Origin of the sequence: Sphingomonas sp. 179-I 2A4 NHS (assembly GCF_045369135.1) — a bacterium.
Lineage (GTDB): Bacteria > Pseudomonadota > Alphaproteobacteria > Sphingomonadales > Sphingomonadaceae > Sphingomonas.
The window spans coordinates 66,711-89,756 of sequence record NZ_JBIQFL010000005.1 but is presented as its reverse complement, the minus strand read 5'-3'; the positions used below and the strand labels follow the sequence as shown (position 1 = coordinate 89,756).

Genomic DNA, 23,046 nt, shown 5'->3' with positions numbered 1-23,046 from the left:
TCAGCGATCCCACCAGGGATAGCCGGCGGGCATGTCAGTCGCGATCCGGCCGGGGAACGCGGGCGCGCGCTTCTCGAGGAAGGCGGCGACGCCTTCACGCACGTCCGGCCCGGCGCCAAGCGCCATGGCAAAGCCGCCGTCGACCTTCAGCGCGCCGGCAGGCGACGGCTCGCTGGCGAAGCGCCACAGCATCTGGCGGGTGAGTGCGATCGAGACCGGCGAAGTATTCTCCGCGATCTCGCGTGCGATTTCATGCGCGCGGGCAAGGAGCGCGTCGGACGGGACGACCTCGCTGACCAACCCTCCCTTCAGCGCCTCGTCGGCATTGAAGATCGCGCCCGACAGGCACCAGCGCAGCGCCTGCGGCAGGCCCACGATTTGCGGCAAAAACCAGGCGCTGCCCGCCTCGGGCACCAGGCCGCGGCGAGCGAAGACGAAGCCGAAGCGGGCGCTGTCGGCGGCGATGCGGACGTCGCACGGCAGGGTCAGCGTCGCGCCAACGCCGACCGCGGCGCCGTTGATCGCCGCTATCGTCGGCTTGGTGCTTTCGAACAGGGCACCGACGAACCCGCCACCTTCCTCGCGCGGGCGGTCAGCCGCGGCGAAGTTCGGCCCGCCACTGCCGAAGCTGTCCGCGCCGCCGGAGATGTCGGCGCCTGCGCAGAAGCCCCGGCCCTCACCGGTCAGCACGATCACGCGGACGTCATCGTCCTCACCCGCCTGACGGATCGCGGCAGCAAGCTCAATGCCCATGATGGCGGTGTAGGCGTTCAGCTTGTCGGGCCTGGCGAGGGTGATCGTCGCGACGGGACCATCGGTGGTGTAGCGGATCTGTTCAAAGGTCATCGGCTCTCCTCGTGCGGATCAAGGCGTCCGCTTGTCGCGATCGGCATAACCCGCTGTTCCGCTATGCGCCATCTGGTGGCGAACCTTCGCCAAACCGGCTTCCGCCGCGCCGCGGCTGCGCCTAACTGGTCCGTATGTGGCAGCTTTACCAATTCCCCTTGTGTCCCTTCACGCGCAAGGTGCGCATCCTGCTGGGCGAAAAGGACGTCGGCTACGAGCTGATCCGTGAGATGCCCTGGGCGCGCCGCGACGAGTTCGTCGACCTGAACCCTGCCGCCCAGACGCCGGTGATGGTGGACGCCGAGCGCGGCACGGTGCTGATCGATTCGATGGCGATCTGCGAATATTTCGAAGAGACGGTCGAACGCTCCGCGATGATCAACGGATCGGCCGCCAATCGCGCCGAGATCCGCCGGCTCGTCACCTGGTTCGATTCGCAATTCTATCGCGATGTCAGCGGGCCGTTGCTGGAAGAGCGGATGGTGAAGCGGCTGGTGCATCGCCAGTCGCCCAATGCCGCGCGGCTGCGCGAGGCGATGAAATCCGCCATCGGCCACTTGGATTACATCGATTTCCTGCTGGACCATCGCAAGTGGATGGCCGGCGCGACGATCAGCCTCGCCGACCTTGCAGCCGCCGCGCATATCTCGGTCGCCGATTATCTGGGCGGAATCGACTGGTCGAGCCATACCCATGCCAAGGCGTGGTACTCAGCGTTCAAGAGCCGCCGCAGCTTCCGCCCGCTGCTGGCCGAACGGATGAGCGGGATCGAGCCGCCGGAATATTACGAGAACCCGGATTTCTGATGCACGCCAACCATGATGCCGCGGCGCCGGCCGCCGAGACGATCAGCTTCGACGATTTCCTGAAGGTCGACATCCGCGTCGGCACGGTCGTGGTGGCCGAGCCGTTTCCGGAAGCGCGCAAACCAGCGCTGAAGCTGATGATCGACTTCGGCCCGGTGATCGGCCGCAAGCGCTCCTCGGCCCAGATCACGGAGAACCATTCGGCCGAGGACCTGGTCGGCAAGCAAGTGGCCGCCGTGGTCAACTTCCCGCCGCGCCAGATCGGGCCGATGATGAGCGAGGTACTGACGCTCGGCTTTCCGGATGCGGACGGCAAGGTGGTGCTGACGGCGCCCAGCCTGCCGGTGCCGAACGGCGGCCGGCTGTTCTGAGCCGCACCGCCTGAGGGGCCGGGATCGACCCGCCCCGTTCCGGCTTACTTCGCTGCCGCCTTTGGCAGGACTACCAGCGTCCAGTCCTTTTCCGGCCGCAGATACTTCGCGGCGGTCGCCTGCAGCGTTGCCGGAGTGATCGACATATAGTCCTGCACCAGCGTGCGCGCGCCGGCGAGCCGCTTGTCGTCATAGGCGCCGCCGCTCGTCTGGATCAGCCAGAACTGGTTCCCGGAGGATGCCCGGGCGAGGTACTGCATCATCGGCCCGATTGCGCGGCGCAGCTCATCCTCGTCCACCGGCTTGGCCACGAGCTCGGCCGCGATTTCCCGGCTGAGCTTGTAGAACAGCTCGACGTTGTCAGGCGCAACCTGGCCGATGGCGATGAAGCGACCGCCGGACTGGAGGCCGAGCGGCCACTGGCTCACCGCGCTGGGGCTGTAGCTGGCGCCGGCGACCGAGCGCAGGCGATCGAACAGCCGGTCACCGAAGATCGCCGCCAGGATGTCGAGACGGCGGCTTTCCGCGATGCCGTCGGTGCCACCGCCCGTCGGCCAGGCGATGACCGCCGCCGCCTGCGTGTCGGCGCCCTGGTGAGTCAGCACGACTGGACGATCGACATGCGCCGGGAAGGCAGCGCCCGGTGCCACCACCGGCGCCTCGGTGCGCGGCTTGAGCGCGCCGAAGGTGCGTGCAACCGCGGCAATCGCCTCATCGGGCTTCACGTCACCGAACACGTCGACTTCGATCGGGCCAGTGGCGAGCAGCGGCTCCCAGGTGGCGCGGAAGTTCTCGGGCGTTAGCGCCTCGATTTCGGCACGCGTCGGCGGACCCCAGCGCGTGTCTCCATCGCGCAGCTTGCGCTCCAGATCACGCGACAGAACGCCGTCGGGCGAGGAATCGAAGCCGGCGTAGCCTGCGAGCGCACCAGCCTTGGCGCGCAGAACCGGCGCCGGATCCCAGCGCGGCGCGGCAAGCTTTGCGGCCATGAGCGCGAGGTTGTCGGCATAGTCGCCCGGCGTCGTCTGCGCGTTCATGGTGAAAGCGTCGTCGGTGACGTCGAAATCGAGCCCCATGCGCCGGCCGGTGGTGAGCGCGTCGAGATCACCCTGGTTCCACTTGCCGATGCCGCTCTGCACCAGCGCGGCATCCGCAGCCCAGGCGCTGCTCGGCTTGTCCGCCGGCAGCGCGGCATAGCCGCGGCCGAAGCGCACCCGCAGATACACGCGCCCCGTTTCCGAGTTGTTGGGATACATTAGCATCCGCACCCCGTTCGAGAAGACGATCTTCTCGACACCGGGATCGGCGATCGATTCGCGCGAGGTGACGGTGCCGGGCTTGCCGAGCTTCGGCAGGTCCTTGAAGTTCACCGCATTCTGCCGCGCCCGCTGGCCAGCGAGTTTCGACACATCGGCCGTCAGTGCCGCGGCAAGCTTCGCCGCGGCGCCCGGGTCGGCGACGCGGGTGTTGAGCAAGGCGTGCTGGGCATCGCCCTTGAACACGCGCTGGGTGGATTCGAGCACGGCAGCCGGCGAGAACATTCCCTTCTGCCGCGCATCGAGGAAGATGCGATAGGATTCCTGCGGGCCCGCGACCGTCTCGCGTATGTCGAGCGCCTGGACCATATCTTCGGCCTGCTTCGCACCGGCCTCGACCCGCGCCGTCTCGACGTCATTGCGCATCGCGCCGTCGAACTCGGCCACTTCGCGATCCACCTCCGCCTGGGTGGGCGGGGACACCATGGCATCCGCAATCACGGCGCGTACTTCCTTCACCGCCGCTTCCCAATCGTCACCGACCGGCAGGATGCTGGTGAACGTGCCGTTGGCAGAGCGGGCGACATCTTCCAGGCTGACGCTTGCCTGCAGGAAGCTGCCGCCGGCGCGCGCGCGCGTTTCAAGGCGCCGGTTGATCACGCGCATCGCGATCAGATCGACAAGCCGCTTCTGATTGAAGATGACCGTATCGTCGCGATAGACCCACGGGCGAAGCACCGCCGAGATGACGAGCGGCGGCAGCGAGGGTTCGACGATAGTCGCAGTCGGCGCCGACTTGGGATCGGGCTTGCCGAAATCAGGATCGGCAGGCTCCGGCCCGACGCCCTGCCAACCACCGAAGTTCTTGACGATGAGGCGGGCCGACACGGCCGGATCGATGTCTCCGGAGATGATCACCACGGCTTTGGACGGGCGATACCAGCGCTGGTGGAACGCCTTCACGCTCGCGGCGGTGGCCGCTTCCAGCGTCTTGACGTTGCCGATCGGGGAGCGATCCGCCAGCGGCTGGCCTGCGAAGAACAGGGAATTGCGCGCGTCAGCCAGGCGGACCTGTGGGCCCGGCGCCTCGCGCTGCTCGGCCAGGACGGCCGGGCGCTCGGCAGCGAGGCCCTGGTCGTTGATGCCGGGCTCTGACATCATGCCGGCGAAGATCTTCAGGCTCTCGTCCAGATTCGCCTCGGTCGCGGCTGGCAGATCGAGCTTGTAGACGGTCTGTGTCGGCGTCGTCTGCGCGTTCGAATCCGACCCGAATGTGGCGCCGAAGCGCTGCCACACACGCTTCGCCTCGCCATCGGGAACATAGCGCGACCCACGGAACGACAAATGCTCGATGAGGTGGGCGTAGCCGCGCTCGTCATCGGTTTCGTTCAGCGAACCGGCGTCGATCCGCACGCGAACCGCAACCTGCCCAGGCGGCACACCATTGCGGCGAACGGCGTAGCGCAGGCCGTTCGGAAGCGTGCCGAAGTTCCACGCCGGATCGGGCGGAATGTCCGATCCCTTGAACAGCCACGGCGACGTATCGACCTTGATCGATGCGGGATCGACGATCGTGGATGTTCCTGCCGGCGCAACGGCCGTCGCCGGGGCGGCGGCCGCGGCGGGTTTGCGCGCGGCCTGCTGGCCGATCGCGGGAACGGCAGCCGAGCCGAGGAGGGAGAGGAGAGCGAGCGGCGCAGCAAACGCGCGCAAAGATACGATCATGGCATGCTTGTACCCGCGTGCGCGGTACGCCGCCACACCCCAGCGACGATCTTTCGATCACCCAGCAATCGCCATCTTTCCGTCTCGAATCGCGCCTAGCACCCATATCCCAGCAGACGGCCGCCAGGGCCGCAGGCGAAATGGGCCAGGGACGTGAGCACGACCAGCGAAAAGCGGCGGCAAATGCGGCAGGAATTCGGCCCCGGCGGGACGATGGCGATGGCGACCGGCATCCCGGCGCCGGCCAAGGCCGCGCCGGATCCGGAGCTTCGCGCAGAGCCGGGACGTCCGCTAATCATCCGCATCGGCAAACATCTTCGCGGCCTGTTCGATCGCATGATCGCCTCATCGTCGCTGGTGCCGAACGATCCGGTGCTGGACGTGCGCAACTTCGCCTGGACCCAGGTGCTGCGCGACAATTGGCAGACGATCCGTGACGAGGCGGTGGCCGTTGCGCTGCAGGGCGACGCCAGCCCCAGCCTGGCGACGATCTCCCCGGATCACCGCTCGATCGCGAAGATCAACATGTGGCGATCGTTCTTCCTGTGGGGCTACAGCTACCGCATCGACGAGAATGCGGCGCGGTGCCCGAAGACAACGGCACTGGTGGAGCAGATCCCCGGCCTCAACAGCGCCTTTTTCTCCATCCTGGCACCGGGGACGCATATCCCGGCGCACCGCGGCGTCACCAAGGGGCTGATCACCTGCCATCTTGGCCTGGTCGTGCCACGCGACGGCGACGTGCGGATGCGGGTCGACAACCGCTTCGTGCGCTGGTCCGAGGGCGAGACATTGGTGTTCGACGACACCTATGATCACGAGGTGTGGAACGAGACCAGTGGCACCCGCGTGGTGCTTCTGATTCAATTCGCGCGCCCGCTGCGCAACCCGGGCAAGTGGATCGCTGACTTCTTCCTCGGCTTCGTGCGCCGCTCCGCCTTCGTGCAGGAAGCGCGCAACAACATTGCGTCGTGGAATGCGGCGGTGAAGCAGCTGGACGTCTGACCGGCAGCGCCGTCAGGGCTGCGGCCGGCTGATCACCGAATCGAGGCCGAGCCAGCCGGCCATCAGTTCCAGCTCCGCGCCCAGCCGCTCGGACGTATCGGGCGGGGCGCCAGGCTCCAGATGACAGGATTGCACCTGCAGGCGCCGGCGCTGGCGATCGGCCTTCAGATCCACGCGCGCGACGAGTTCGCCGTCGAGCAGGAACGGCAGCACGTAGTAGCCGTAGCGACGCTTCGCCGCAGGCACGTAGATCTCGATCCGGTAGTTGAAGCCGAACAAGCGCTCAGTCCGGGTGCGTTCCCAGATCAACGGATCGAACGGGGCAAGCAGCGCCTGCCCCGTGATGCGGCGTGGGCGACGTGCCTGGTGATGGATGTAAGCCTTGGGCCAGCCCGGGATGGTGACAGGGCGGAGCACCCCCTCCTCCACCAGCCGGGCGATCGCGACGGTATTGTCGGCTGGGCTGAGGCGGAAATAGTCGCGCAGTTCGGTGGCCGTCGCGACCCCCAGGGCGCGGGCCGCACGCGCGACGAGCGCAGCCTGCGCGGTCGCTTCGTCAGGGGTCGGCAGATCGAGGATCGCGCGCGGGATCACCCGTTCGGGCACGTCATAGACCCGCTCGAAGCCGCGCCGGCGCGTCGCAGTGGTGACGTGGCCCGCGTAGAACAGCCACTCGAGCGCGAGCTTGGCGTCGCTCCACATCCACCAGCCGGTGCGGCTCGATTCGATGTCGGATGCGGCGAGCGGTCCTTCGGTGCGGATACGGTGGAGGAGGGCCATCGCCTCGCCGCGGCGCTCTCCCGCGAACGCGCGCATGCCGGCGGAGCGCATCATCCCGCGATCCGCTCGGTCCATCCGCCAGCGCAGCAGCGGGTGAAGTTCGAGCGGCAGGAGCGAGGCTTCGTGCGCCCAATATTCGAACATCCGCCGCTGGCCGCGCGTGCCCCAGGCGGCGCGATCGACCAGCGTGGTGTCGTAGGAGCCCAGACGCGAGAAAGCGGGCATGTAATGCGCGCGGGTGAGCACGTTCACACTGTCGATCTGATGCAGCGCCAGACGATCCAGCGTGCGGCGAAGATGAGCCCCCGTGACCCGCGCCGGGCGCGCGGCCCCGAACCCTTGTGCCGCCAGCGCGATACGGCGCGCCAAGGCGGGAGTGATACGTTCCGTCATTGGGCGCCATGCTAGCGGCGACAGCCGGGCTGTGCGAACGGAAACCAATCCTTTCCGGTACGGCGCTTGATCCCCCTGCCCGCGCACGCCACATGGCAATCATGCTGATCGAAACCGAACCGACCCCCAATCCGGCGACGCTGAAGTTCCTGCCAGGGCGCATTGTGATGGAGGCAGGGACGCGCGACTTCGCAACGCCGGAGGAGGCGGAAGCTTCCCCGCTCGCGACGGCGCTGTTCGATCTGGGCGACGTGACGGGCGTGTTCTTTGGCCGTGACTTCATCTCGGTGACGATCGCGCCAGGCGCTGAGTGGCGCGACGTGAAGCCGGATGTGCTTGGCATCGTGATGGACCACTTCACTGCGCAGATGCCACTGTTCCGCAGCGGAGGCGCCGGCTTCTCCGTTCCGCCGGCAGAGGAAGCGTTCACGGACGATCCTGCCGACGCGGAGATCGTTGAGCAGATCAAGGACCTGATCGAGACTCGGGTGCGCCCGGCTGTGGCGAACGACGGCGGCGACATCATCTATCGCGGGTTCGACAAGGGTAAGGTTTATCTGCGGATGCAGGGCGCGTGCGCCGGCTGCCCTTCCTCCACCGCGACGCTGAAGAACGGCATCGAGCAGCTGCTGCGCTATTACGTGCCCGAAGTGACCGAGGTTCGCGCGGTCTGACCGGCCGCTGCGCCTCCCGCCACTTCGTGACGGCGGGATCGCGGATGTGATTCGTCCTTCTTTCCTGATCCCATGACGGAGTTCCCGATGTCCGCTCGCCTCGATGATGCCGCGCTCGACCAGCTGTTTCGCACGGCGCGGACCTATAATGGCTTCACCGACGAGCCGGTTACCGAGGACGAGCTGCGCGCGATCTGGGACCTCATGAAGATGGGGCCGACCAGCGCGAACCAACTTCCCGCACGCCTCGTCTGGTGCGTCACGCCGGAGGCGAAGGAGAAGCTCGCGGCCTGCGCCAGCGACAGCAATGCCGACAAGATCCGCAAGGCGCCCGTGTCGGTGGTGATCGGCATGGATGTAAACTTTCACGAGCATCTGCCCGAGCTGTTTCCGCACACCGACGCGAAGAGCTGGTTCGACGGCAATGCGGAGCTGCGTGAGGCCTCGGCGTTCCGCAACTCGACGCTTCAGGGGGGCTATTTCATCTTGGCGGCGCGGGCGCTTGGCCTCGACACCGGACCGATGAGCGGCTTCGATGCGGGCGAGGTGGACAAGGCGTTCTTCGCCGATCAGCCCGGGGTGCGGACGAACTTCATCTCCACGCTTGGTCATGGCGATCCGTCGACGATCTTCGAGCGCAGCCCGCGGCCGGCGTTCGAAAAGTTCAACCGGCTCGCCTGATCGGGGTTGAGCCGCCGCGCACGGCGGGTGAAAGGGCGGGATGCCTCGAACGCTCGTTATCGATACGGCCACCGCCGCCTGCTCCGTCGCGCTGATTGAAGACGGAGCGGTCGTCGCGTCGCGGCATGAGGTGGTCGGGCGCGGCCATGCCGAGCGGCTGGTGCCGATGATCGCCGAACTGCCCGGAGGCGGACGCGCGGACGCGATCTTGGTCGACGTTGGCCCCGGCAGCTTCACCGGCATTCGCGTCGGGATCGCGGCCGCGCGTGGGCTGGGGCTTGGCTGGTCGGTGCCGGTGCATGGTTATTCGTCCACCGCGATCGTTGCCGCGGCGGCTTTCGCGCGCGGCATAGGGGAACCACTTGCCGTGGTGCTGGAGGGCGGGCACGGTGAGGTGTTCATGCAGGGATATCGTGCCTCGCCGCTGACACCGGAAGATACGCTGGTTTCACTGCGCCCGGATGCGGCAATGGCGGCGCTCAATGGTCGCCCCGCGGTCGGCAATGGTGTGCGTTGGCTCGCAACTGTCGACGGATGTGCACAGACGCACGACGCTTTACCGAATGCCGCCGACGCGTACCTGCTGCCGGCCGAACTCACCTCGTTGCCGCCGAGCCCAATCTACGGTCGGGCGCCCGATGCGAAGGTGCCGGCATGAGCGCCACGAGCCTCCGCATGGTCGAACTGCTGACCGGCACCGCGGCTGACATCGACGCGGTGGACAGCGTGATGGCCGAGGCGTTCGAGCCGCGCTTCGGCGAGGCATGGACGCGCAGCCAGTGCCTCGGCATCCTCGGCATGCCGGGCGTGTGGCTGACGCTGGCGCGGGTGGAGGGCGAAATCGCCGGCTTCGCCCTGGCGCGCGCGATCCTCGACGAGGCCGAGTTGCTGCTTCTCGCCACTTCCCCCCGCTTTCGCCGGCGCGGCATCGGCGCCGCCCTGCTGCGCAGCGTGCTGGCAGAGGCGCGCGGGCGCGGCGTCAAGCGCGTCCACCTGGAGGTGCGCGCCGGCAATGGCGCCATCGCGCTGTATGAGGCACAGGGGTTCGGCAAGACCGGGGAGCGGCGCGATTACTATCGCGGGCGAACCGGGCAGACATTCGACGCCCACAGCTACGCGCTTTCGCTAGACTGACCATCCTGCGAGTCGCTCGCGCTTTTCGCTGCGCGCACTCCGCACTACATGAGATACCATGCCACGTAAGATCGACCTCGAAGCCCTCTGCCAGGAAAAGGGCCTACGCATCACCGAACAGCGCCGCGTGATCGCACGCGTTCTATCCGAGGCGGACGATCATCCCGACGTGGAGAAGGTGTATGAGCGTGCCTCTGCCGTCGATCCGGGAATTTCGATCGCGACTGTCTATCGCACCGTGCGGCTGTTCGAAGAGGCCGGCATCCTCGACCGACACGATTTCGGCGATGGCCGCGCGCGCTACGAGCCCTCGCCCGAGGCGCATCACGATCATCTGATCGATGTGGAGAGCGGGCGCGTGATCGAGTTCGTCGATCCGGAACTGGAGCTGCTTCAGAAGCAGATCGCCGAGCGCCTTGGCTTCCGTCTGGTCGACCACCGGATGGAGCTCTACGGCGTTCGGCTGAACCGCCAGGACTGAGCGGCCGCTCCGAGAACAAGAAGGCGGGTGCCGAGGCACCCGCCTTTTTCATGTCAGGACGCCTGGAACACGCCGCAGGCGATGCGGCCGCCGCTGTTGCCCGAGGGATCGGTCTTCAGATCATCCGGGCCGGCATGGATCACGAACGCCGCGCCGTCCGCATCGAGCAGGCCGGCTAGCGTCGCGCCGGGGATGGTGGCGGCGACGGTGCCGCGACCGCCCGAATCGATGATGATGTTGGGCATGTCGCCGTAATGCGGACCCTGCGGGTTCATCGTCCCGTGCTTCATGCTGGTGGGATTCCAGTGCGGGCCCGCCGTTTCGAAGGTGGGCGCGTCACAGCGGCCGACGGTGTGCGCGTGCGCGCCGTGCGTGCCGGCCGGCAGATCCTTGACGTCGACGGTGACGCGCAGCCCGCCCGCGGCGTCCGTCGCCGTGGCACGGCCGACATCGGCTCCGTCAGCGGTGCGCAGCATCGCAACCGCGCTGGGCGCGCCCGGCAGCGGCGTGCCCGTTTCAAGCTTGTCTTCATTGCACCCGGCGAGCGCGAGCGCACAGGCGCCAAGGCCAGCAGCAACCGTCAGACGAATCATGATCTTCTCCCGTTTCGACGACGAAACGAGCGTCGCCATAACCTGTTCCCCGTCAGGCGGGCTTGGCCATCATCAGCGCAGCGCGCGTGGTACGGCAGACGATCTCGTCGCGCTGGTTTAGGCCGATATGTTCGAAGGTGACGATCCCCTGCCCCGGCCGCGACGCGGAGGGGCGAAGCGCCTTCACTTCCGTCTCGACCCGGATCGTGTCTCCGGCGAACACAGGCTTTGGAAAGACCGTCTCGCTCATGCCGAGATTGGCGATCGTCGTGCCGAAGGTGGTGTCCTGCACGCTGAGCCCGATGACGAGACCGAGCGTGAAGAGCGAGTTTATCAGCGGCTTTCCGAACTCGGTGGTGGCGGCATAAGCGTGATCGATGTGCAGCGCGGCCGGATTATAGGTGAGCGCCGAGAAAAGCATGTTGTCTGATTCCAGCACGGTGCGCCGGATCTCATGGACGAAGCGCTGGCCTACCTCGAACTCCTCGAACCAAAGCCCTGCCATCAGTCATGCCCCCGCGCGATCAGAGAAACGAGTCGGCGGCACTGCGCATGCTGGCGCAGCACGCCGGCCACCAAAACGACGTTGAGGATCGTTGCCTCGACGATGAAGAACCACAAGGGGCTGCCCGCGAGCATGCTGACGCCGAGCATGATCGTGCGCGGGTTGGCGCCGAGCACTGCCGGGATGGCGAGGAAGCCGGGCCCCGATTCGCGCGCCAGCCGGGCGATCCGCTGCCGCTCCGCCGGATCGACCTCCGCGCTGGCGACGAGCGTGTTCACCCGGGCAGTCGCCCCGTTCAGGAGGCTGGCTGCCGCAAGATAGAGCCTGGCGAGTGCGCCGCCGGCGCCGGTCGCGGCGTTCTTGTTCTGCTGGATCCAAGGCACGCCATAGGCCCACCATTGATAGGTGCGCCGCGAGCTTTCCGCGAAGACGGACTGGACGGCGCGCGACACGCCGGCCGAGACCGCCAGCACCCAGGCGATCGCGCCAATGCTGTCGTCCAGCGCGCTCGCCAACATCAGGTAAAGCGCTGTATGGCCGAGATAATCGCACATTCCGTCAACGACTTCGCCGCGCGGGCTGGCCCGTCCGCTCATGCGCGCGAGATCCCCGTCGGCGCCGTCCACGACGTGCCACAGCAGGTGCAGCGCGAAGCCGATCGCGATCGCCAGCGGCGTGCCGACCCAGGCGTAGAGAATGCCCGCCGTGACCACCATCGCAGCCCCGAAAACGGACACCATGTTCGGCGTAACCGGCGTCGGAACCAGCATGGTGGCCAGCCGGCGGGCCGCTGGATGATAGATCGTCCGGTTGAGAAAACCCTGCAATTCGCGAGGCTTTCCCGTCACAGTCGGTCGCAATTCGATCGTCGCCACTTTTCGCGTCCCCTTGCACCGCCCCTAGCACCGGCACGCGTCGCTTGACAGGCGTCGCGCATCTGTCACGACGCTGCAATCCTTTTGTCTTCGCCGGGGGGAACCGGCGTTTTAGGAATCAGAAAAAGATGGCGACGATTAAAGTTGCGGTAATTGGCGTCGGCAATTGCGCGTCGAGCCTGGTGCAGGGCAAGTATCACTATGCCGCCAGCAACACCGCGCACGGCCTGATCCACGAAGAGATTGGCGGCTATCGCGTGTCGGACCTCGAGTTCGTCGCCGCGTTCGACGTCGATTCGCGCAAGGTTGGCCAGGACCTGGGCAAGGCGATCTTCGCCAAGCCGAACTGCACCAAGGTGTTCCACGCCGACGTGCCAGAGACGGGCACGATCGTGAAGATGGGCGCGAAGCTCGACGGTGTCGCCACCCACATGCTGTCGGCAGCCAACGACCGCGGTTTCGAGATCGACGATACGCGCGATGCCTCCAAGGCCGAGATCGTCGCCGAACTGAAGGCATCGGGCGCGGAGATCCTGGTGAACTTCCTGCCGGTCGGCAGCCAGGAAGCGACCGAATTCTACATGGAATGCGCGCTCGAAGCGGGCGTTGGCGTCGTCAACTGCATGCCGGTTTTCATCGCCAGCCGTCCCGAGTGGGAAAAGAAGTTCGCCGACGCTGGCCTGCCGATCATCGGGGACGACGTGAAGGCCCAGGTCGGCGCGACGATCGTTCACCGCGTGCTTTCGAACCTGTTCCGTCAGCGCGGCGTGACGATCGATCACACCTACCAGCTGAACACCGGCGGCAACACCGACTTCATGAACATGCTCGACCGCAACCGCCTGTCGAGCAAGAAGGAATCGAAGACCGAAGCAGTTCAGGCCGTGCTGGCCGAGCGCCTGGCGGACGAGAACATCCACGTCGGCCCTTCGGACTACATTCCGTGGCTGCACGACAACAAGCTGTGCTTCCTGCGCCTTGAGGGCAATCTGTTCGGCGACGTGCCGATGAATCTCGAGCTTCGCCTTTCGGTGGAGGATTCGCCAAACTCGGCGGCCGTGGTGGTCGATGCCATCCGCTGCGTGAAGGTGGCGCTGGAGCGCGGGACTGCAGGTGCGCTGACCGGGCCGTCGTCGTTCTTCTGCAAGCACCCGCCGGAGCAGTTCACCGACGACGTCGCCGCGCAGATGACCGACGATTTCATCCACGCCGACGCGCGGATTGCCGCGGAGTAAGCGACCTACCGGTCGGAGCGCGCCGCCATGCAGGCACTGATCGTCGCAGCCGGCTTCGGCAGCCGGCTGCGCGCGGTTTCCCCGTCCAAGCCGCTGACGCTGGTCGCCGGCACGCCGCTGATCGCGCGTGTCATCGCGGCGGCGCGGGCCGGCGGGGCGACGGGCTTCGTCGTGGTGACGGGGCATGAGGGTGATCGGCTGCGCGCCTTCCTCAACCGGCTCGATCCGGGCATCCGGTGCGTCGAGACTGCCGACTGGAACCTGGCCAACGGACATTCGGTGCTGACCGGCGCCAACGTGCTCGGGCCGGCGCCGCATTTGCTGATGATGGCGGATCACCTGTTCGATCCCGCCATCGTCGCGCGCACCATCGCGGCGCCGCCCGCCGCGCTGACGCTGGCGATCGACCGGCGGCTCGACAATCCGCTGGTCGACATGGACGACGTAACCCGCGTGCGCACTGAGGGTGACCGGATCGTGGCGATCGGCAAGCACCTGCCAGGCTATGACGCGTTCGACTGCGGCGTGTTCGCCGTCGACGGCCGCTTCCATGCCGCGCTGCGCCGCTCGATCGCGGAGGGTGGCACCGGATCGATCTCGGCCGGCGTCGAGGCGCTGGCGGCCACCGGCGACGCACGCGTCATCGACATTGGCGACGCGTGGTGGCTCGACGTGGACGATCCGCGCGCGCTGGCGCAGGCAGAGGACGCCTTCGCCGCCGCCGCCTGATCTGCGGCCAATTTACACCGCTGTAAGTCGCGCTATGCTCCCCTGAAAAGATACAGGGGAGAGTCGGATGCGCAATTTCGCCGCGACCGCCATGCTGATCGCGCTTGCCGCGACGCCGGCCGCCGCCCGCACCATCAGCGTCAGCCCCAGCGGCAATGCGCAGGAGGCGCTGCAGGAAGCGCTGCTCGACGCGAAGCCGGGCGACGTGGTGGCGATTGCCGCCGGGCGCTACGACCTGACCGACGGCCTCAGCCTGGACGTGAGCGGCGTCACCGTACGCGGCGCGGGGCCGGACAAGACGGTGCTTAGCTTCAAAGGACAGCAGGGCGCCGGTGAAGGCCTGCTCGTTACGTCCGACGACGTGGTGCTGCGCGGCTTCGCCATCGAGGACAGCAAGGGCGACGGCATCAAATCCAAGGGCGCGGACCGGATCGTGTACAAGGACATTCGCGTCGAATGGACCGGCGGGCCGAAGGAAACCAATGGTGCCTACGGCATCTATCCGGTCGAGAGCAAAAGCGTGCTGGTCGACGGCGGGATCGTGCGCGGCGCATCCGATGCCGGCATCTATGTCGGCCAGAGCGAGGACATCATCGTCCGCAACTCGATCGTCGAGCAGAATGTCGCGGGGATCGAGATAGAGAACAGCCGTCACGCGGACGTCTATGGCAATACCGCGACCCGCAACACCGGCGGCATCCTGGTGTTCGACCTGCCCAACCTGCCGCACGGCAATGGCGGCGACGTGCGGGTCTATGGCAACACGGTGGTTGACAATGACACGCCGAACTTCGCGCCCAAGGGCAACATCGTGGCGCAGGTGCCCAAGGGCACGGGCGTGCTGGTGATGGCCAATGACGGCGTGTTCATCACCGACAATGCGCTGGCGAAGAACGCCACCGCGAACGTGATGATCGTGAGCTATCGCAACCCCTATCAGGACGCGAAGTACAACCCGCTGCCGCGCAACGTGGTGGTGGCGAAGAATACACATGGGCCAGCGGGCTTCGCACCGGGGCTGCCGGGCGGCGAGCAGCTGGCCGCGGCGATGGGCGGCGCGATCCCCGCGGTGCTGTGGGACGGGACGGGTGACGCGAACTCGCTGACGGTGAGCGACAGCAAGGTACTGAGCCTGGGGCTGAAGGCGGGCGAGGCGCCGACCAACGCGCGGCCGACACCGGTCGATCTGCAGCGCACGCCGGCGGCGCTTCGGGCGCCAGTGGTGCTACCGGCGGCGATGGAGGCGGCGGCGAAGTGAAGGGGGTCGCGGCGCTCCTCGCGGCTGCCGCGCTCTTCGCTTCCGCAGCGATCGGGGGGCAGCCCGGCGACAGCGTGAACGACGCGGCGATCGTGGCGGACGGCTATCCCCCTGCCCTGTCGGCTTTCCGCTTCTTCCGCGATCTGAAGGCCCGCACCCCGGCGACACGGGTGACCGACTATCATCTCAACACGCCGCTGTTCTCCGATTACGCCGAGAAGCAGCGGTACATCTACGTTCCCGCCGGGCAGCCGGCGCGGTACGATGCGCAAGGCGTGCTCGCGTTCCCAATCGGCGCCGCGCTGATCAAGACGTTCGGCTATGGCGCCGGCGCCGCCTTTCGCCCGATCGAGACGCGGGTGCTGCTGCATCGCGCCGGCGGCTGGGTGGCGCTGCCCTATGTCTGGAACGATGACCTAAGCGACGCGGTGCTGAAGCGCGCCGGAACGCGGATGCCGGTGATGTTCACCGATCCATCAGGCGAGGCGCGGACGATCAGCTACCAGGTGCCGAACCAGAACCAGTGCAAGGAATGCCATGCGCTGAGCGGCGCCATCACCCCGATCGGGCCGACCGCGCGCAACCTCAATGATGGGCGGCAGTTGCAGGCGCTGGTTGCCGCGGGCGTGCTCGATCGCGCGCCAGGCGACGCGCCGCGGCTCGCGCGGTGGGACGATGCGAGCGCGCCGATTGGGGACCGGGGGCGTGCCTATCTCGAAGCGAATTGTGCGCATTGCCACCGGCGAGAGGGGGCCGCGTCCAACTCCGGCCTGTTCCTGCTGACGAGCGAAAGCGATCCCGTGGCGCAGGGCCTCCTGAAGCGGCCGGTGGCGGCGGGGCGTGGATCGGGCGCACGGGATTTTGCGATCGCGCCGGGGCATCCGGAGAATTCGATCCTGCTCTATCGCATGGAATCGACCGAGCCCGGCATCGCCATGCCGGAGATCGGTCGCGCGACGGCGCACAAGGAGGCGATCGCGCTGCTGCGTGACTGGATCGCCGCGATGCCGGCTGAAAACGGATCGCAACAGCAACCCGGGGGCCATTGACCTGTTCTGCCGCATGACGCGGAGGAGACCGGACGATGACCCAGGCGCAAATCTATCGTGACTTGAAGGCCGATCACGACAAGCAGCGCGAGATGCTGAAGGAGCTGGCCGAGCTGCGCGGCGATACCAAGAAGCGCCAGAAGCTGTTCGAAGCGTTTCGGCTCGAGCTGCAGAGCCATGCCGCCGCGGAGGAGGAATCGCTCTACGCCGTGATGCTGGGCAACCCCGAGCTTCGCGACGATGCGCGTCATTCTGTGTCCGAGCATAAGGAGGTCGATGATCTGCTGGGCGAGCTGATGGATCTCGATTTCGGATCTGACGAATGGGAGTCCAAGTTCTTCCACATGCGCCACCGCTACGAACACCACATCGACGAGGAAGAGGAGGAGATGTTCCCGGCCGCCGACGAGGAGCTGGATGACGCGACGGAGAAGAAGATGGCGGCGACCTATGAGGAGCGGAAGCCCAAGGAACTGGAGATCGCGCGCGACAATCCGCCAGGCAGCGACGAGCGCGAGTGATCGCCGCCCGCTAGATGCGCCTTATCACCCTTCCCGCGCCGGACGATTTCGACGCCTGGCGCGATGCGGCGCGCGGGCTGCTGGCGGACGACGTGCCGGCGGGGGACGTGGTTTGGCAGGTGGGCGGGCAAGCGACGGACCTGTTCGCGACTGCGGCTGAACCAAGTGCCGCGACGGCGGCACCGGCGTTCAAGGTGCCGCGCGCGTTCCTCGATCTGGCGCGCAACGCGATCCTGAACCGCGATCCCGAGCGGTTCTCGCTGCTCTACCGGCTGCTCACCCGATTGCGGCGCGAGACGGGGCTGATCGAGGATCATGCCGACCCGCTGGTGCGGCGGCTGGAGGGGCTGGCCAAGCATGTGCGGCGCGACATCCACAAGATGCGCGCCTTCCTGCGTTTCCGCGAAGTGACGGAGGACGATGGCGCCGGCCGCTATGTCGCCTGGTTCGAGCCCGAGCATCATATCGTGCGCGCCAACGCGGCCTTCTTCGTCAATCGCTTCGCCAGCATGCGCTGGTCGATTCTGACGCCGGAGGTGTCGCTTCACTGGGATGGCGCGGCGCTGAGCGAGGGCCCCGGTGCCACCAAGGCGGATGCGCCCGAGGGCGATCCCATCGAGGAGGTGTGGAAGACCTATTATGCATCGATCTTCAATCCCGCGCGGGTGAAGGTGGGCGCGATGCTGAAGGAGATGCCGCGCAAATACTGGAAAAACATGCCGGAAACCGCGTTGGTCCCGGAACTGCTGGCGACGGCGCAGGCACGGGAGAGCGGGATGATCGCAAAGGCACGGACGGCGGCGAGGACGGACCTCGGCGGCAACAGCCAGATCGCCTGGGACGCACTGCGCGAGGAGGCGATGGGCTGCACGCGCTGCCACCTGTACAAGAATGCGACCCAAACCGTGTTCGGCGAAGGGCCGGTAAGCGCCAGCATCATGTTCGTCGGCGAACAGCCGGGCGACCAGGAGGATCTGGCAGGACATCCCTTCGTGGGCCCGGCAGGGCAAGTGTTCGACCGGGCGTTGGGGGAAGCGGGGATCGACCGCGCCGCTACCTATGTCACCAATGCCGTGAAGCACTTCAAGTTCGAGCCCCGCGGCAAACGGCGGATCCACGCCAAGCCCGATGGCGGCGAGATCGAGGCCTGCCGCTGGTGGATCGAGCAGGAACAGATGCTGGTACGCCCCAAGGTGACGGTGGCGCTGGGTGCGACCGCTGCGCGATCGCTGTTCGGCAAGGTGATGACGATCAGCCGCGAACGCGGGCGGGCTCTTGCCCTTCCCGGCGATGGCGGCGAGGCGTGGATCACCGTCCACCCGAGTTATCTGCTGCGGCTTCCAGACGAGGCGGCGCGCACGAGCGAGTTTGCGCGGTTCGTGGAAGACCTGAAGCTGGCAAAGGCGGCGGCAGGCTGAACTTCAGCGCTTCCGGCTTCGGATAAGTATCTGTTGCGCTGCCGCATCGCCGATTGACCGGCCGATGCCCTTCCCGCACATCCGCCGCCATGTTCGAAAAGATCATTGCTGCGCTCGCGATCTTCACCGTGGGCGTCATTCGTGCTGGGGGTTACTGGGGCATCGTGCTGCTTATGGCGATCGAGAGCGCCTGCATCCCGCTGCCGTCCGAGATCATCATGCCCTTTGCGGGTTACCTCGTGTCGACGGGGGAGATGAACATCTATCTGGCTGCCACCGCTGGCGCGCTCGGCTGCAACCTCGGCTCGATCGTGGCCTATGAGGTGGGGCGTCGCGGCGGGCGTCCGATGGCGGAGAAATGGGGGAGATACGTCCTGATCGGGCCGGGTGAGCTCGACATGGCCGACCGCTTCTTCAACCGTTGGGGCGCGGCGGCGATCCTGATCGGCCGCATGCTGCCGATCATTCGCACCTTCATCGCCTTCCCCGCCGGGGTGGCGCGGATGAAGCTGATCCCGTTCCACGTCTATACCTTCGTGGGCTCCTGGCCGTTCTGCTACCTCCTGGCGTGGATTGGCGCGCAGCTTGGCACGGCGTGGAACAGCGATCCGCGGCTGAAGGCCTTCTTCCACCAAGCGGACCTCGCGATCGGCCTCGTGCTGCTCGCGGCCGGCGGCTTCTACCTGTGGCACAAGCTCCACGGGCTGAAGAAGAAGCACTGACCATAAAGAGAGCGCCACCCCGGCCCGAACCGGGGTGGCGCTGAAAGGCTGACCTGTAGTGAGCGGCGCCGCCGTGGCGTGGCTCAGCGCGGGAGCATGGTGCTTCGCGCGATCTTTGCCACCAGCCCCGGCATGCCGGCGTAGCTGGCCTTGTGGTAGGGCGAATCCACGTCCAGCGCCGCGCTGATGCGACGGTGCGCTTCGCCCAGCGAATGATAGGGCAGGCCCGGCAGCAAGTGATGCAGCGCATGATAGCGCAGGCCAACCGGCGCCCAGAGCGCGGGCAGCGTGGCCGGCGGCGGCACGTTGACCGTATCGAGATACTGCGCCGTCACCGTCATCGCCTCGCCGTCATTCTCCCACAGGTGCGCCACCAGCGTGCGCAACTGGTTCACCACCGCGACGCCAGACGCGATGACGAGGATGATGGCAAAGGTGCGCCACGACATGGTGCCCGTCGCCACCAGCGCGATCAGCGTCATGGCCCAGATGGCGCAGGCTGCCTCGATCCGGTTCCACTGTGCGGCGAACGCACCTTCCGGCATGCGGCGGCGGAAATCGGGATTGATGGCGAGCGCGGAGAACCGCTCCACCACCACCCGGCGCAGCGGCGGGATCACCAGCGACAGCGGCGACAGCACGCCATAGCGGAAGATAAGCGCGATCGGCGCGAGGGCGGCGATGACGACGAAGACGGGCAGCGACCACGGCTTCATCAGCGCGAGCGGCAGATACTCCGGATCCTCCGACGTGCCGTAACGCGTGCGAGCGTGATGCAGATTGTGGACGCCTTCGTACATGAAGGACGGCACCAGCATCGGCACGCCGATCAGGGCATTGTAGCCTGCGCGGAAGCCCGGCAGCGACGCATGCTTCACGTGCGTCAGCTCGTGGATGAAGCTCATGCCGCGATACAGCGCGAGCATCGCGACCACACCGGCGACGATCGTCAGCCACAGCGGACCCGCCATGATCGCCACGGCCAGTGCGCCATAGCCGATCACCGCCGAGGCAAGGAAATCGGCCCAATAGATCGCCGGGCGCGCCGCCGTGAGATCCCGGGTGAGATCGGCCGCAGCCTTCAGCATCGCGCGGTCGTCGGCGATCGGCACCCGGGCCGCCGGCTTTCCGGCGCCGGCTCGATCAAGAGTGATGGTGTTCATGGCGGTTGGCATTGCCAGAAGATAGTGGCGAGACGGTGGCTACAACAGGCTGCATCAGCAATGGAAAGGTCACTCGCCATGATCGTTCCGGGCGATTAGATGACGACCATGGCTTCACCCGTCACCATCCGCCCGGTTGTCAGCAAGCGCGATCGCCGGACCTTCGTCGATCTTCCCTTCCGCCTTTATCACGACGATCCCAATTGGGTGCCGCCGCTGAAGGGGGAAGCCCTGGGCCTCATCACGCCCGAGAAGAACGGGTGGTACAGCCATGCAAAGGCCCAGCTTTTCCTTGCTGAGCGCAGCGGCCAAGTTGTCGGGCGAATCTCCGCCCATATCGACACGCTGGCGCAGGAGATGCCCGTCGAGCGCGGCTTTGGCCCCGGCAGCGGCCAATGGGGACTGATGGAGGCAGAGGACGAGGAGGTGTTCCGCACGCTCCTCGCCAGCGCCGAGGAGTGGCTGCGCAGCCAGGGCGTGACACGCGCGATCGGCCCGATCTCCCAGTCGATCTGGGAAGAGCCCGGGCTGCTGATCGAGGGCTTCGACCATCCACCAACGGTGATGATGGGCCATGCGAAGCCGGCATATCGCGGCTGGATCGAGGCGGCGGGCTATCAGCCGGTGAAACAGTTGATGACCTATGAGCTCGACATCACGCAGGAATTTCCGCCGATCGTGCAGCGGATCATCAAATCGGGTGAGAAAAATTCGCGGATTGTCGTGCGCGAAGTGGACAAGACTCGCTTCGACGAGGAAGCGGCGATCATCCTGTCGATCCTGAACGACGCGTGGAGCGACAATTGGGGCTTCGTTCCGCTCACCCCGCCCGAGATCAAGGACGTCGGCGTCAAGCTGAAGCCGATCGTGTTCAACGACCTGATCCGGATCGCCGAACTCGATGGCCGGCCAGTGGCGTTCATGATCACCCTGCCCGACCTGAACGAGCCGCTGGCCGGTCTGAACGGTTCGCTGCTGCCGTTCGGCTGGGCGAAGATGCTGCTGTGGCTGCGGCGCCCGAAGGCGCGCACGATGCGCGTGCCGCTGATGGGGGTGGTTAAGGAGCTGCAGTCATCGCGCATTGCGAGCCAGCTCGCCTTCATGATGATCGAGTACATCCGCCGCGCGGCCGTGACGCATTATGGGGCGACGCGGGGCGAGATCGGCTGGATCCTCGACGACAATCAGGGGATGCGCTCGATCGCCGAGACGATCCAGAGCCGCGTGAACAAGGTGTATCAGGTGTACGAGAAGACCCTCTAGAAGCCCGGTGGCCGGCGCCCTCGCACGCCGGCCGGCAGACCTCAGCCAGCAATCACTGCCGGCTGGGTGATGCTCTCGTAGAAGCCGGGCCGATTGGTGGATGCCCGGCTTTTCGGCGCTGCGTCCGACGCCAGGGTGCGGTGCGGCCGGGGCCGTCCGGCGCCCATGCCATCGGCATGGACCACCGGGCCGGCAACCGCCGTCGCCACCATCGCGAACTCTAGCGCCTTCATTCTACCCTCTCCTTCAGGGCGTGCGGATCCTTGCGGGCTCCGAGCTGGTCGACTTACTGCTTGGCGAGCGGGTCAACGCCCTCGGCGATCCACTGCGCGCGGGTGCGGCAAACCTTGCTAGCAATGCGGGTGCCGGTGAACGTATCGACCACGCAGATGCGGCGGGTATCGTCGCGCGGCGCGACGCTGATGCGCGAGCTGTCCTGAGCGGCGGTCGGAGCGACGGGCGCGGGCGGCGCCGGGGTCGGCTCCGGAGCGGCGGCGAACAGGGCGGCGGCGATGGCGAAGATGGTCATGGTGGGCTTCCTCTCAGTTCAGGCAGCGCCCCAAGCGCTACCTGCCTGACCCATTGCATCCCGCGTGCCAGTTTCTCGTCGCACGTGATTTCAATGACTTGCCAGATTAGCCCGTCCGGCCACCTCCCGATCTTCGGCGAAATTCACCAACCCGCGGCGGATCAGGCCAAGAAGCTGGTGTGCATTACCGGACAGTGCACGCAGCGGCGTCCGCACCCGAACGACATTTTTCTGCAACGGAAGGATGTGCGCGCGGGGCCTTTAGCGCAGGCGGACCCAGGTGGGGGCGTGGTCGCTGGCCTTTTCCCGGCCGCGATATTCCTTGTCGACCCCCGCTTCGACGAGCCGATCGGCGACAGCGGGAGAGAGCAGCAGATGATCGATGCGGAAGCCGGCATCCCGCTGCCACGCGCCGGCCTGGTAATCCCAGAACGTCCAGACACCGCCGTTCGGCTGGCGAACGCGAAGCGCATCAGTCCAGCCTTGCGCCAGCAGGCGGCGGTAGCCGGCGCGGCTTTCCGGCTGCATCAGCGCGTCGCTGGCCATGGCGCGCACCGAGAAGGTGTCGTCGTCGTTCGGGATGACGTTATAATCGCCGGCGAGCACCGCGGGCTCCTCTGCCCGCAACAGTTCGGCCGCACGCGCGGACAGACGCTCGATCCAGCGCAGCTTGTAATCGAACTTCGGGCCGGGCTGCGGATTGCCGTTGGGCAGATAGATCGATGCGACGGTGAGCCCGTCCACCTCGCACTCGAGGTAGCGGCTGTGATCATCCTCCGGCTCGCCCCCGAGGCCACGTTGCCGCTCGACCGGGTCGGCGCCCTTGGCGAGCACCGCGACGCCGTTGAATCCCTTCTGACCATGCCACACCGCGCCATAGCCGGCATCGCGGATCTCCTGTTCCGGAAAGGTCTCGTCGCTGGACTTCAGCTCCTGCAGGCAGACGATATCGGGCTGCTGCTCGGCGAGATACTCCATCAGGCGCGGCAGGCGCGCCTTGATGCCGTTGACGTTGTAAGTGACGATTTTCACGG

At 66.7% G+C, this 23,046-nt stretch carries 26 protein-coding genes; 16 read left to right on the top strand and 10 right to left on the bottom strand.

Annotated elements, in window-relative coordinates:
• Positions 1–846 carry an enoyl-CoA hydratase-related protein gene (locus tag ACH0CP_RS10700; RefSeq protein WP_406888808.1) on the bottom strand — a complete coding sequence of 282 codons (846 nt, stop codon included), beginning with the start codon at positions 844–846 and terminating at the stop codon, positions 1–3.
• A gap of 134 nt (positions 847–980) precedes the next feature.
• Here ACH0CP_RS10700 and ACH0CP_RS10695 point away from each other — a divergent pair, with 134 nt between their 5' ends.
• Entirely contained in the window at positions 981–1,652 is a 672-nt protein-coding gene (locus tag ACH0CP_RS10695) for a glutathione S-transferase family protein (protein ID WP_294441714.1), read from the top strand.
• A complete protein-coding gene (locus ACH0CP_RS10690; protein ID WP_294441715.1) occupies positions 1,652–2,023 on the top strand; it encodes a tRNA-binding protein in 372 nt (123 codons plus the stop codon). Before ACH0CP_RS10695 ends, ACH0CP_RS10690 begins: the two co-directional genes overlap by 1 nt.
• Before the next feature lie 44 nt (positions 2,024–2,067).
• On the opposite strand, the gene ACH0CP_RS10685 is transcribed toward ACH0CP_RS10690, so the two are convergent.
• A complete protein-coding gene (locus ACH0CP_RS10685) occupies positions 2,068–5,004 on the bottom strand; it encodes a M16 family metallopeptidase (RefSeq protein WP_406888810.1) in 2,937 nt (978 codons plus the stop codon).
• A 183-nt stretch (positions 5,005–5,187) separates the two neighbouring features.
• Here ACH0CP_RS10685 and ACH0CP_RS10680 point away from each other — a divergent pair, with 183 nt between their 5' ends.
• The gene (locus ACH0CP_RS10680) at positions 5,188–6,009 is read left to right on the top strand and encodes an aspartyl/asparaginyl beta-hydroxylase domain-containing protein (RefSeq protein ID WP_406893913.1); all 822 of its coding nucleotides are present in this window, start codon (positions 5,188–5,190) and stop codon (positions 6,007–6,009) included.
• A gap of 12 nt (positions 6,010–6,021) precedes the next feature.
• Here the strand turns inward: ACH0CP_RS10680 and ACH0CP_RS10675 are convergent, their stop codons facing one another.
• Positions 6,022–7,182 (bottom strand): winged helix-turn-helix domain-containing protein, encoded by a 1,161-nt coding sequence (locus tag ACH0CP_RS10675; protein WP_406888811.1) that lies wholly within the window; start codon positions 7,180–7,182, stop codon positions 6,022–6,024.
• Between the two features lie 101 nt (positions 7,183–7,283).
• On the opposite strand from ACH0CP_RS10675, the gene ACH0CP_RS10670 reads away from it, so the two are divergent.
• The 5 genes from ACH0CP_RS10670 to ACH0CP_RS10650 all read left to right on the top strand — a co-directional run bounded on the left by ACH0CP_RS10670 (position 7,284) and on the right by ACH0CP_RS10650 (position 10,152).
• Positions 7,284–7,856, top strand: coding sequence for a NifU family protein (locus tag ACH0CP_RS10670; protein WP_294441750.1), 573 nt, complete (start codon positions 7,284–7,286; stop codon positions 7,854–7,856).
• 87 nt (positions 7,857–7,943) lie between these two features.
• Positions 7,944–8,537: a malonic semialdehyde reductase gene (locus ACH0CP_RS10665; RefSeq protein WP_294441719.1), complete on the top strand. Its 594-nt coding sequence runs from the start codon at positions 7,944–7,946 to the stop codon at positions 8,535–8,537.
• A gap of 40 nt (positions 8,538–8,577) precedes the next feature.
• On the top strand, positions 8,578–9,195 hold the full coding sequence (gene tsaB / locus ACH0CP_RS10660; RefSeq protein ID WP_406888813.1) for a tRNA (adenosine(37)-N6)-threonylcarbamoyltransferase complex dimerization subunit type 1 TsaB: 618 nt from the start codon (positions 8,578–8,580) through the stop codon (positions 9,193–9,195).
• Positions 9,192–9,671: a GNAT family N-acetyltransferase gene (locus ACH0CP_RS10655; protein WP_294441722.1), complete on the top strand. Its 480-nt coding sequence runs from the start codon at positions 9,192–9,194 to the stop codon at positions 9,669–9,671. Before tsaB ends, ACH0CP_RS10655 begins: the two co-directional genes overlap by 4 nt.
• A gap of 58 nt (positions 9,672–9,729) precedes the next feature.
• A complete protein-coding gene (locus tag ACH0CP_RS10650; RefSeq protein ID WP_294441724.1) occupies positions 9,730–10,152 on the top strand; it encodes a Fur family transcriptional regulator in 423 nt (140 codons plus the stop codon).
• A gap of 53 nt (positions 10,153–10,205) precedes the next feature.
• Here ACH0CP_RS10650 and ACH0CP_RS10645 read toward each other — a convergent pair whose 3' ends face one another.
• The 3 genes from ACH0CP_RS10645 to ACH0CP_RS10635 are packed head-to-tail and all read right to left on the bottom strand — an operon-like array spanning position 10,206 to position 12,098.
• Positions 10,206–10,745: a superoxide dismutase family protein gene (locus tag ACH0CP_RS10645; RefSeq protein ID WP_294441725.1), complete on the bottom strand. Its 540-nt coding sequence runs from the start codon at positions 10,743–10,745 to the stop codon at positions 10,206–10,208.
• A gap of 52 nt (positions 10,746–10,797) precedes the next feature.
• On the bottom strand, positions 10,798–11,250 hold the full coding sequence (locus ACH0CP_RS10640) for a MaoC family dehydratase (RefSeq protein WP_294441726.1): 453 nt from the start codon (positions 11,248–11,250) through the stop codon (positions 10,798–10,800).
• The gene (locus ACH0CP_RS10635) at positions 11,250–12,098 is read right to left on the bottom strand and encodes a CDP-alcohol phosphatidyltransferase family protein (RefSeq protein WP_406888815.1); all 849 of its coding nucleotides are present in this window, start codon (positions 12,096–12,098) and stop codon (positions 11,250–11,252) included. The genes ACH0CP_RS10640 and ACH0CP_RS10635 overlap by 1 nt, the downstream gene beginning before the upstream one ends.
• Positions 12,099–12,253: 155 nt before the next feature.
• Between ACH0CP_RS10635 and ACH0CP_RS10630 the strand changes: the two genes are divergently transcribed.
• From ACH0CP_RS10630 to ACH0CP_RS10600, 7 genes are all read left to right on the top strand, one after another.
• The gene (locus ACH0CP_RS10630; protein ID WP_294441728.1) at positions 12,254–13,360 is read left to right on the top strand and encodes an inositol-3-phosphate synthase; all 1,107 of its coding nucleotides are present in this window, start codon (positions 12,254–12,256) and stop codon (positions 13,358–13,360) included.
• A 27-nt stretch (positions 13,361–13,387) separates the two neighbouring features.
• Positions 13,388–14,089, top strand: coding sequence for an NTP transferase domain-containing protein (locus ACH0CP_RS10625; protein ID WP_406888817.1), 702 nt, complete (start codon positions 13,388–13,390; stop codon positions 14,087–14,089).
• 67 nt (positions 14,090–14,156) lie between these two features.
• Positions 14,157–15,347 carry a parallel beta-helix domain-containing protein gene (locus ACH0CP_RS10620; protein ID WP_406888820.1) on the top strand — a complete coding sequence of 397 codons (1,191 nt, stop codon included), beginning with the start codon at positions 14,157–14,159 and terminating at the stop codon, positions 15,345–15,347.
• Positions 15,344–16,396 carry an SO2930 family diheme c-type cytochrome gene (locus ACH0CP_RS10615; protein ID WP_406888822.1) on the top strand — a complete coding sequence of 351 codons (1,053 nt, stop codon included), beginning with the start codon at positions 15,344–15,346 and terminating at the stop codon, positions 16,394–16,396. Before ACH0CP_RS10620 ends, ACH0CP_RS10615 begins: the two co-directional genes overlap by 4 nt.
• Before the next feature lie 35 nt (positions 16,397–16,431).
• Positions 16,432–16,917 (top strand): hemerythrin domain-containing protein, encoded by a 486-nt coding sequence (locus ACH0CP_RS10610; protein ID WP_294441732.1) that lies wholly within the window; start codon positions 16,432–16,434, stop codon positions 16,915–16,917.
• A 14-nt stretch (positions 16,918–16,931) separates the two neighbouring features.
• Positions 16,932–18,335, top strand: coding sequence for a UdgX family uracil-DNA binding protein (locus ACH0CP_RS10605; RefSeq protein ID WP_406888824.1), 1,404 nt, complete (start codon positions 16,932–16,934; stop codon positions 18,333–18,335).
• Positions 18,336–18,424: 89 nt separating this feature from the next.
• Positions 18,425–19,057, top strand: a complete 633-nt coding sequence (locus ACH0CP_RS10600) for a DedA family protein (RefSeq protein ID WP_406888826.1) — start codon at positions 18,425–18,427, stop codon at positions 19,055–19,057.
• A gap of 83 nt (positions 19,058–19,140) precedes the next feature.
• Here ACH0CP_RS10600 and ACH0CP_RS10595 read toward each other — a convergent pair whose 3' ends face one another.
• Complete coding sequence (locus ACH0CP_RS10595) at positions 19,141–20,220, bottom strand: fatty acid desaturase family protein (protein WP_406888827.1); 1,080 nt, start codon at positions 20,218–20,220, stop codon at positions 19,141–19,143.
• Between the two features lie 108 nt (positions 20,221–20,328).
• Between ACH0CP_RS10595 and ACH0CP_RS10590 the strand changes: the two genes are divergently transcribed.
• Positions 20,329–21,483, top strand: coding sequence for an N-acetyltransferase (locus tag ACH0CP_RS10590; protein WP_406888906.1), 1,155 nt, complete (start codon positions 20,329–20,331; stop codon positions 21,481–21,483).
• Between the two features lie 41 nt (positions 21,484–21,524).
• On the opposite strand, the gene ACH0CP_RS10585 is transcribed toward ACH0CP_RS10590, so the two are convergent.
• The 3 genes from ACH0CP_RS10585 to xth all read right to left on the bottom strand — a co-directional run bounded on the left by ACH0CP_RS10585 (position 21,525) and on the right by xth (position 23,044).
• Complete coding sequence (locus ACH0CP_RS10585) at positions 21,525–21,716, bottom strand: hypothetical protein (RefSeq protein WP_406888828.1); 192 nt, start codon at positions 21,714–21,716, stop codon at positions 21,525–21,527.
• A gap of 53 nt (positions 21,717–21,769) precedes the next feature.
• A complete protein-coding gene (locus ACH0CP_RS10580; protein ID WP_294441737.1) occupies positions 21,770–22,012 on the bottom strand; it encodes a hypothetical protein in 243 nt (80 codons plus the stop codon).
• Between the two features lie 261 nt (positions 22,013–22,273).
• Positions 22,274–23,044, bottom strand: a complete 771-nt coding sequence (gene xth, locus ACH0CP_RS10575; protein WP_294441738.1) for an exodeoxyribonuclease III — start codon at positions 23,042–23,044, stop codon at positions 22,274–22,276.
• Positions 23,045–23,046 lie beyond the last annotated feature (2 nt).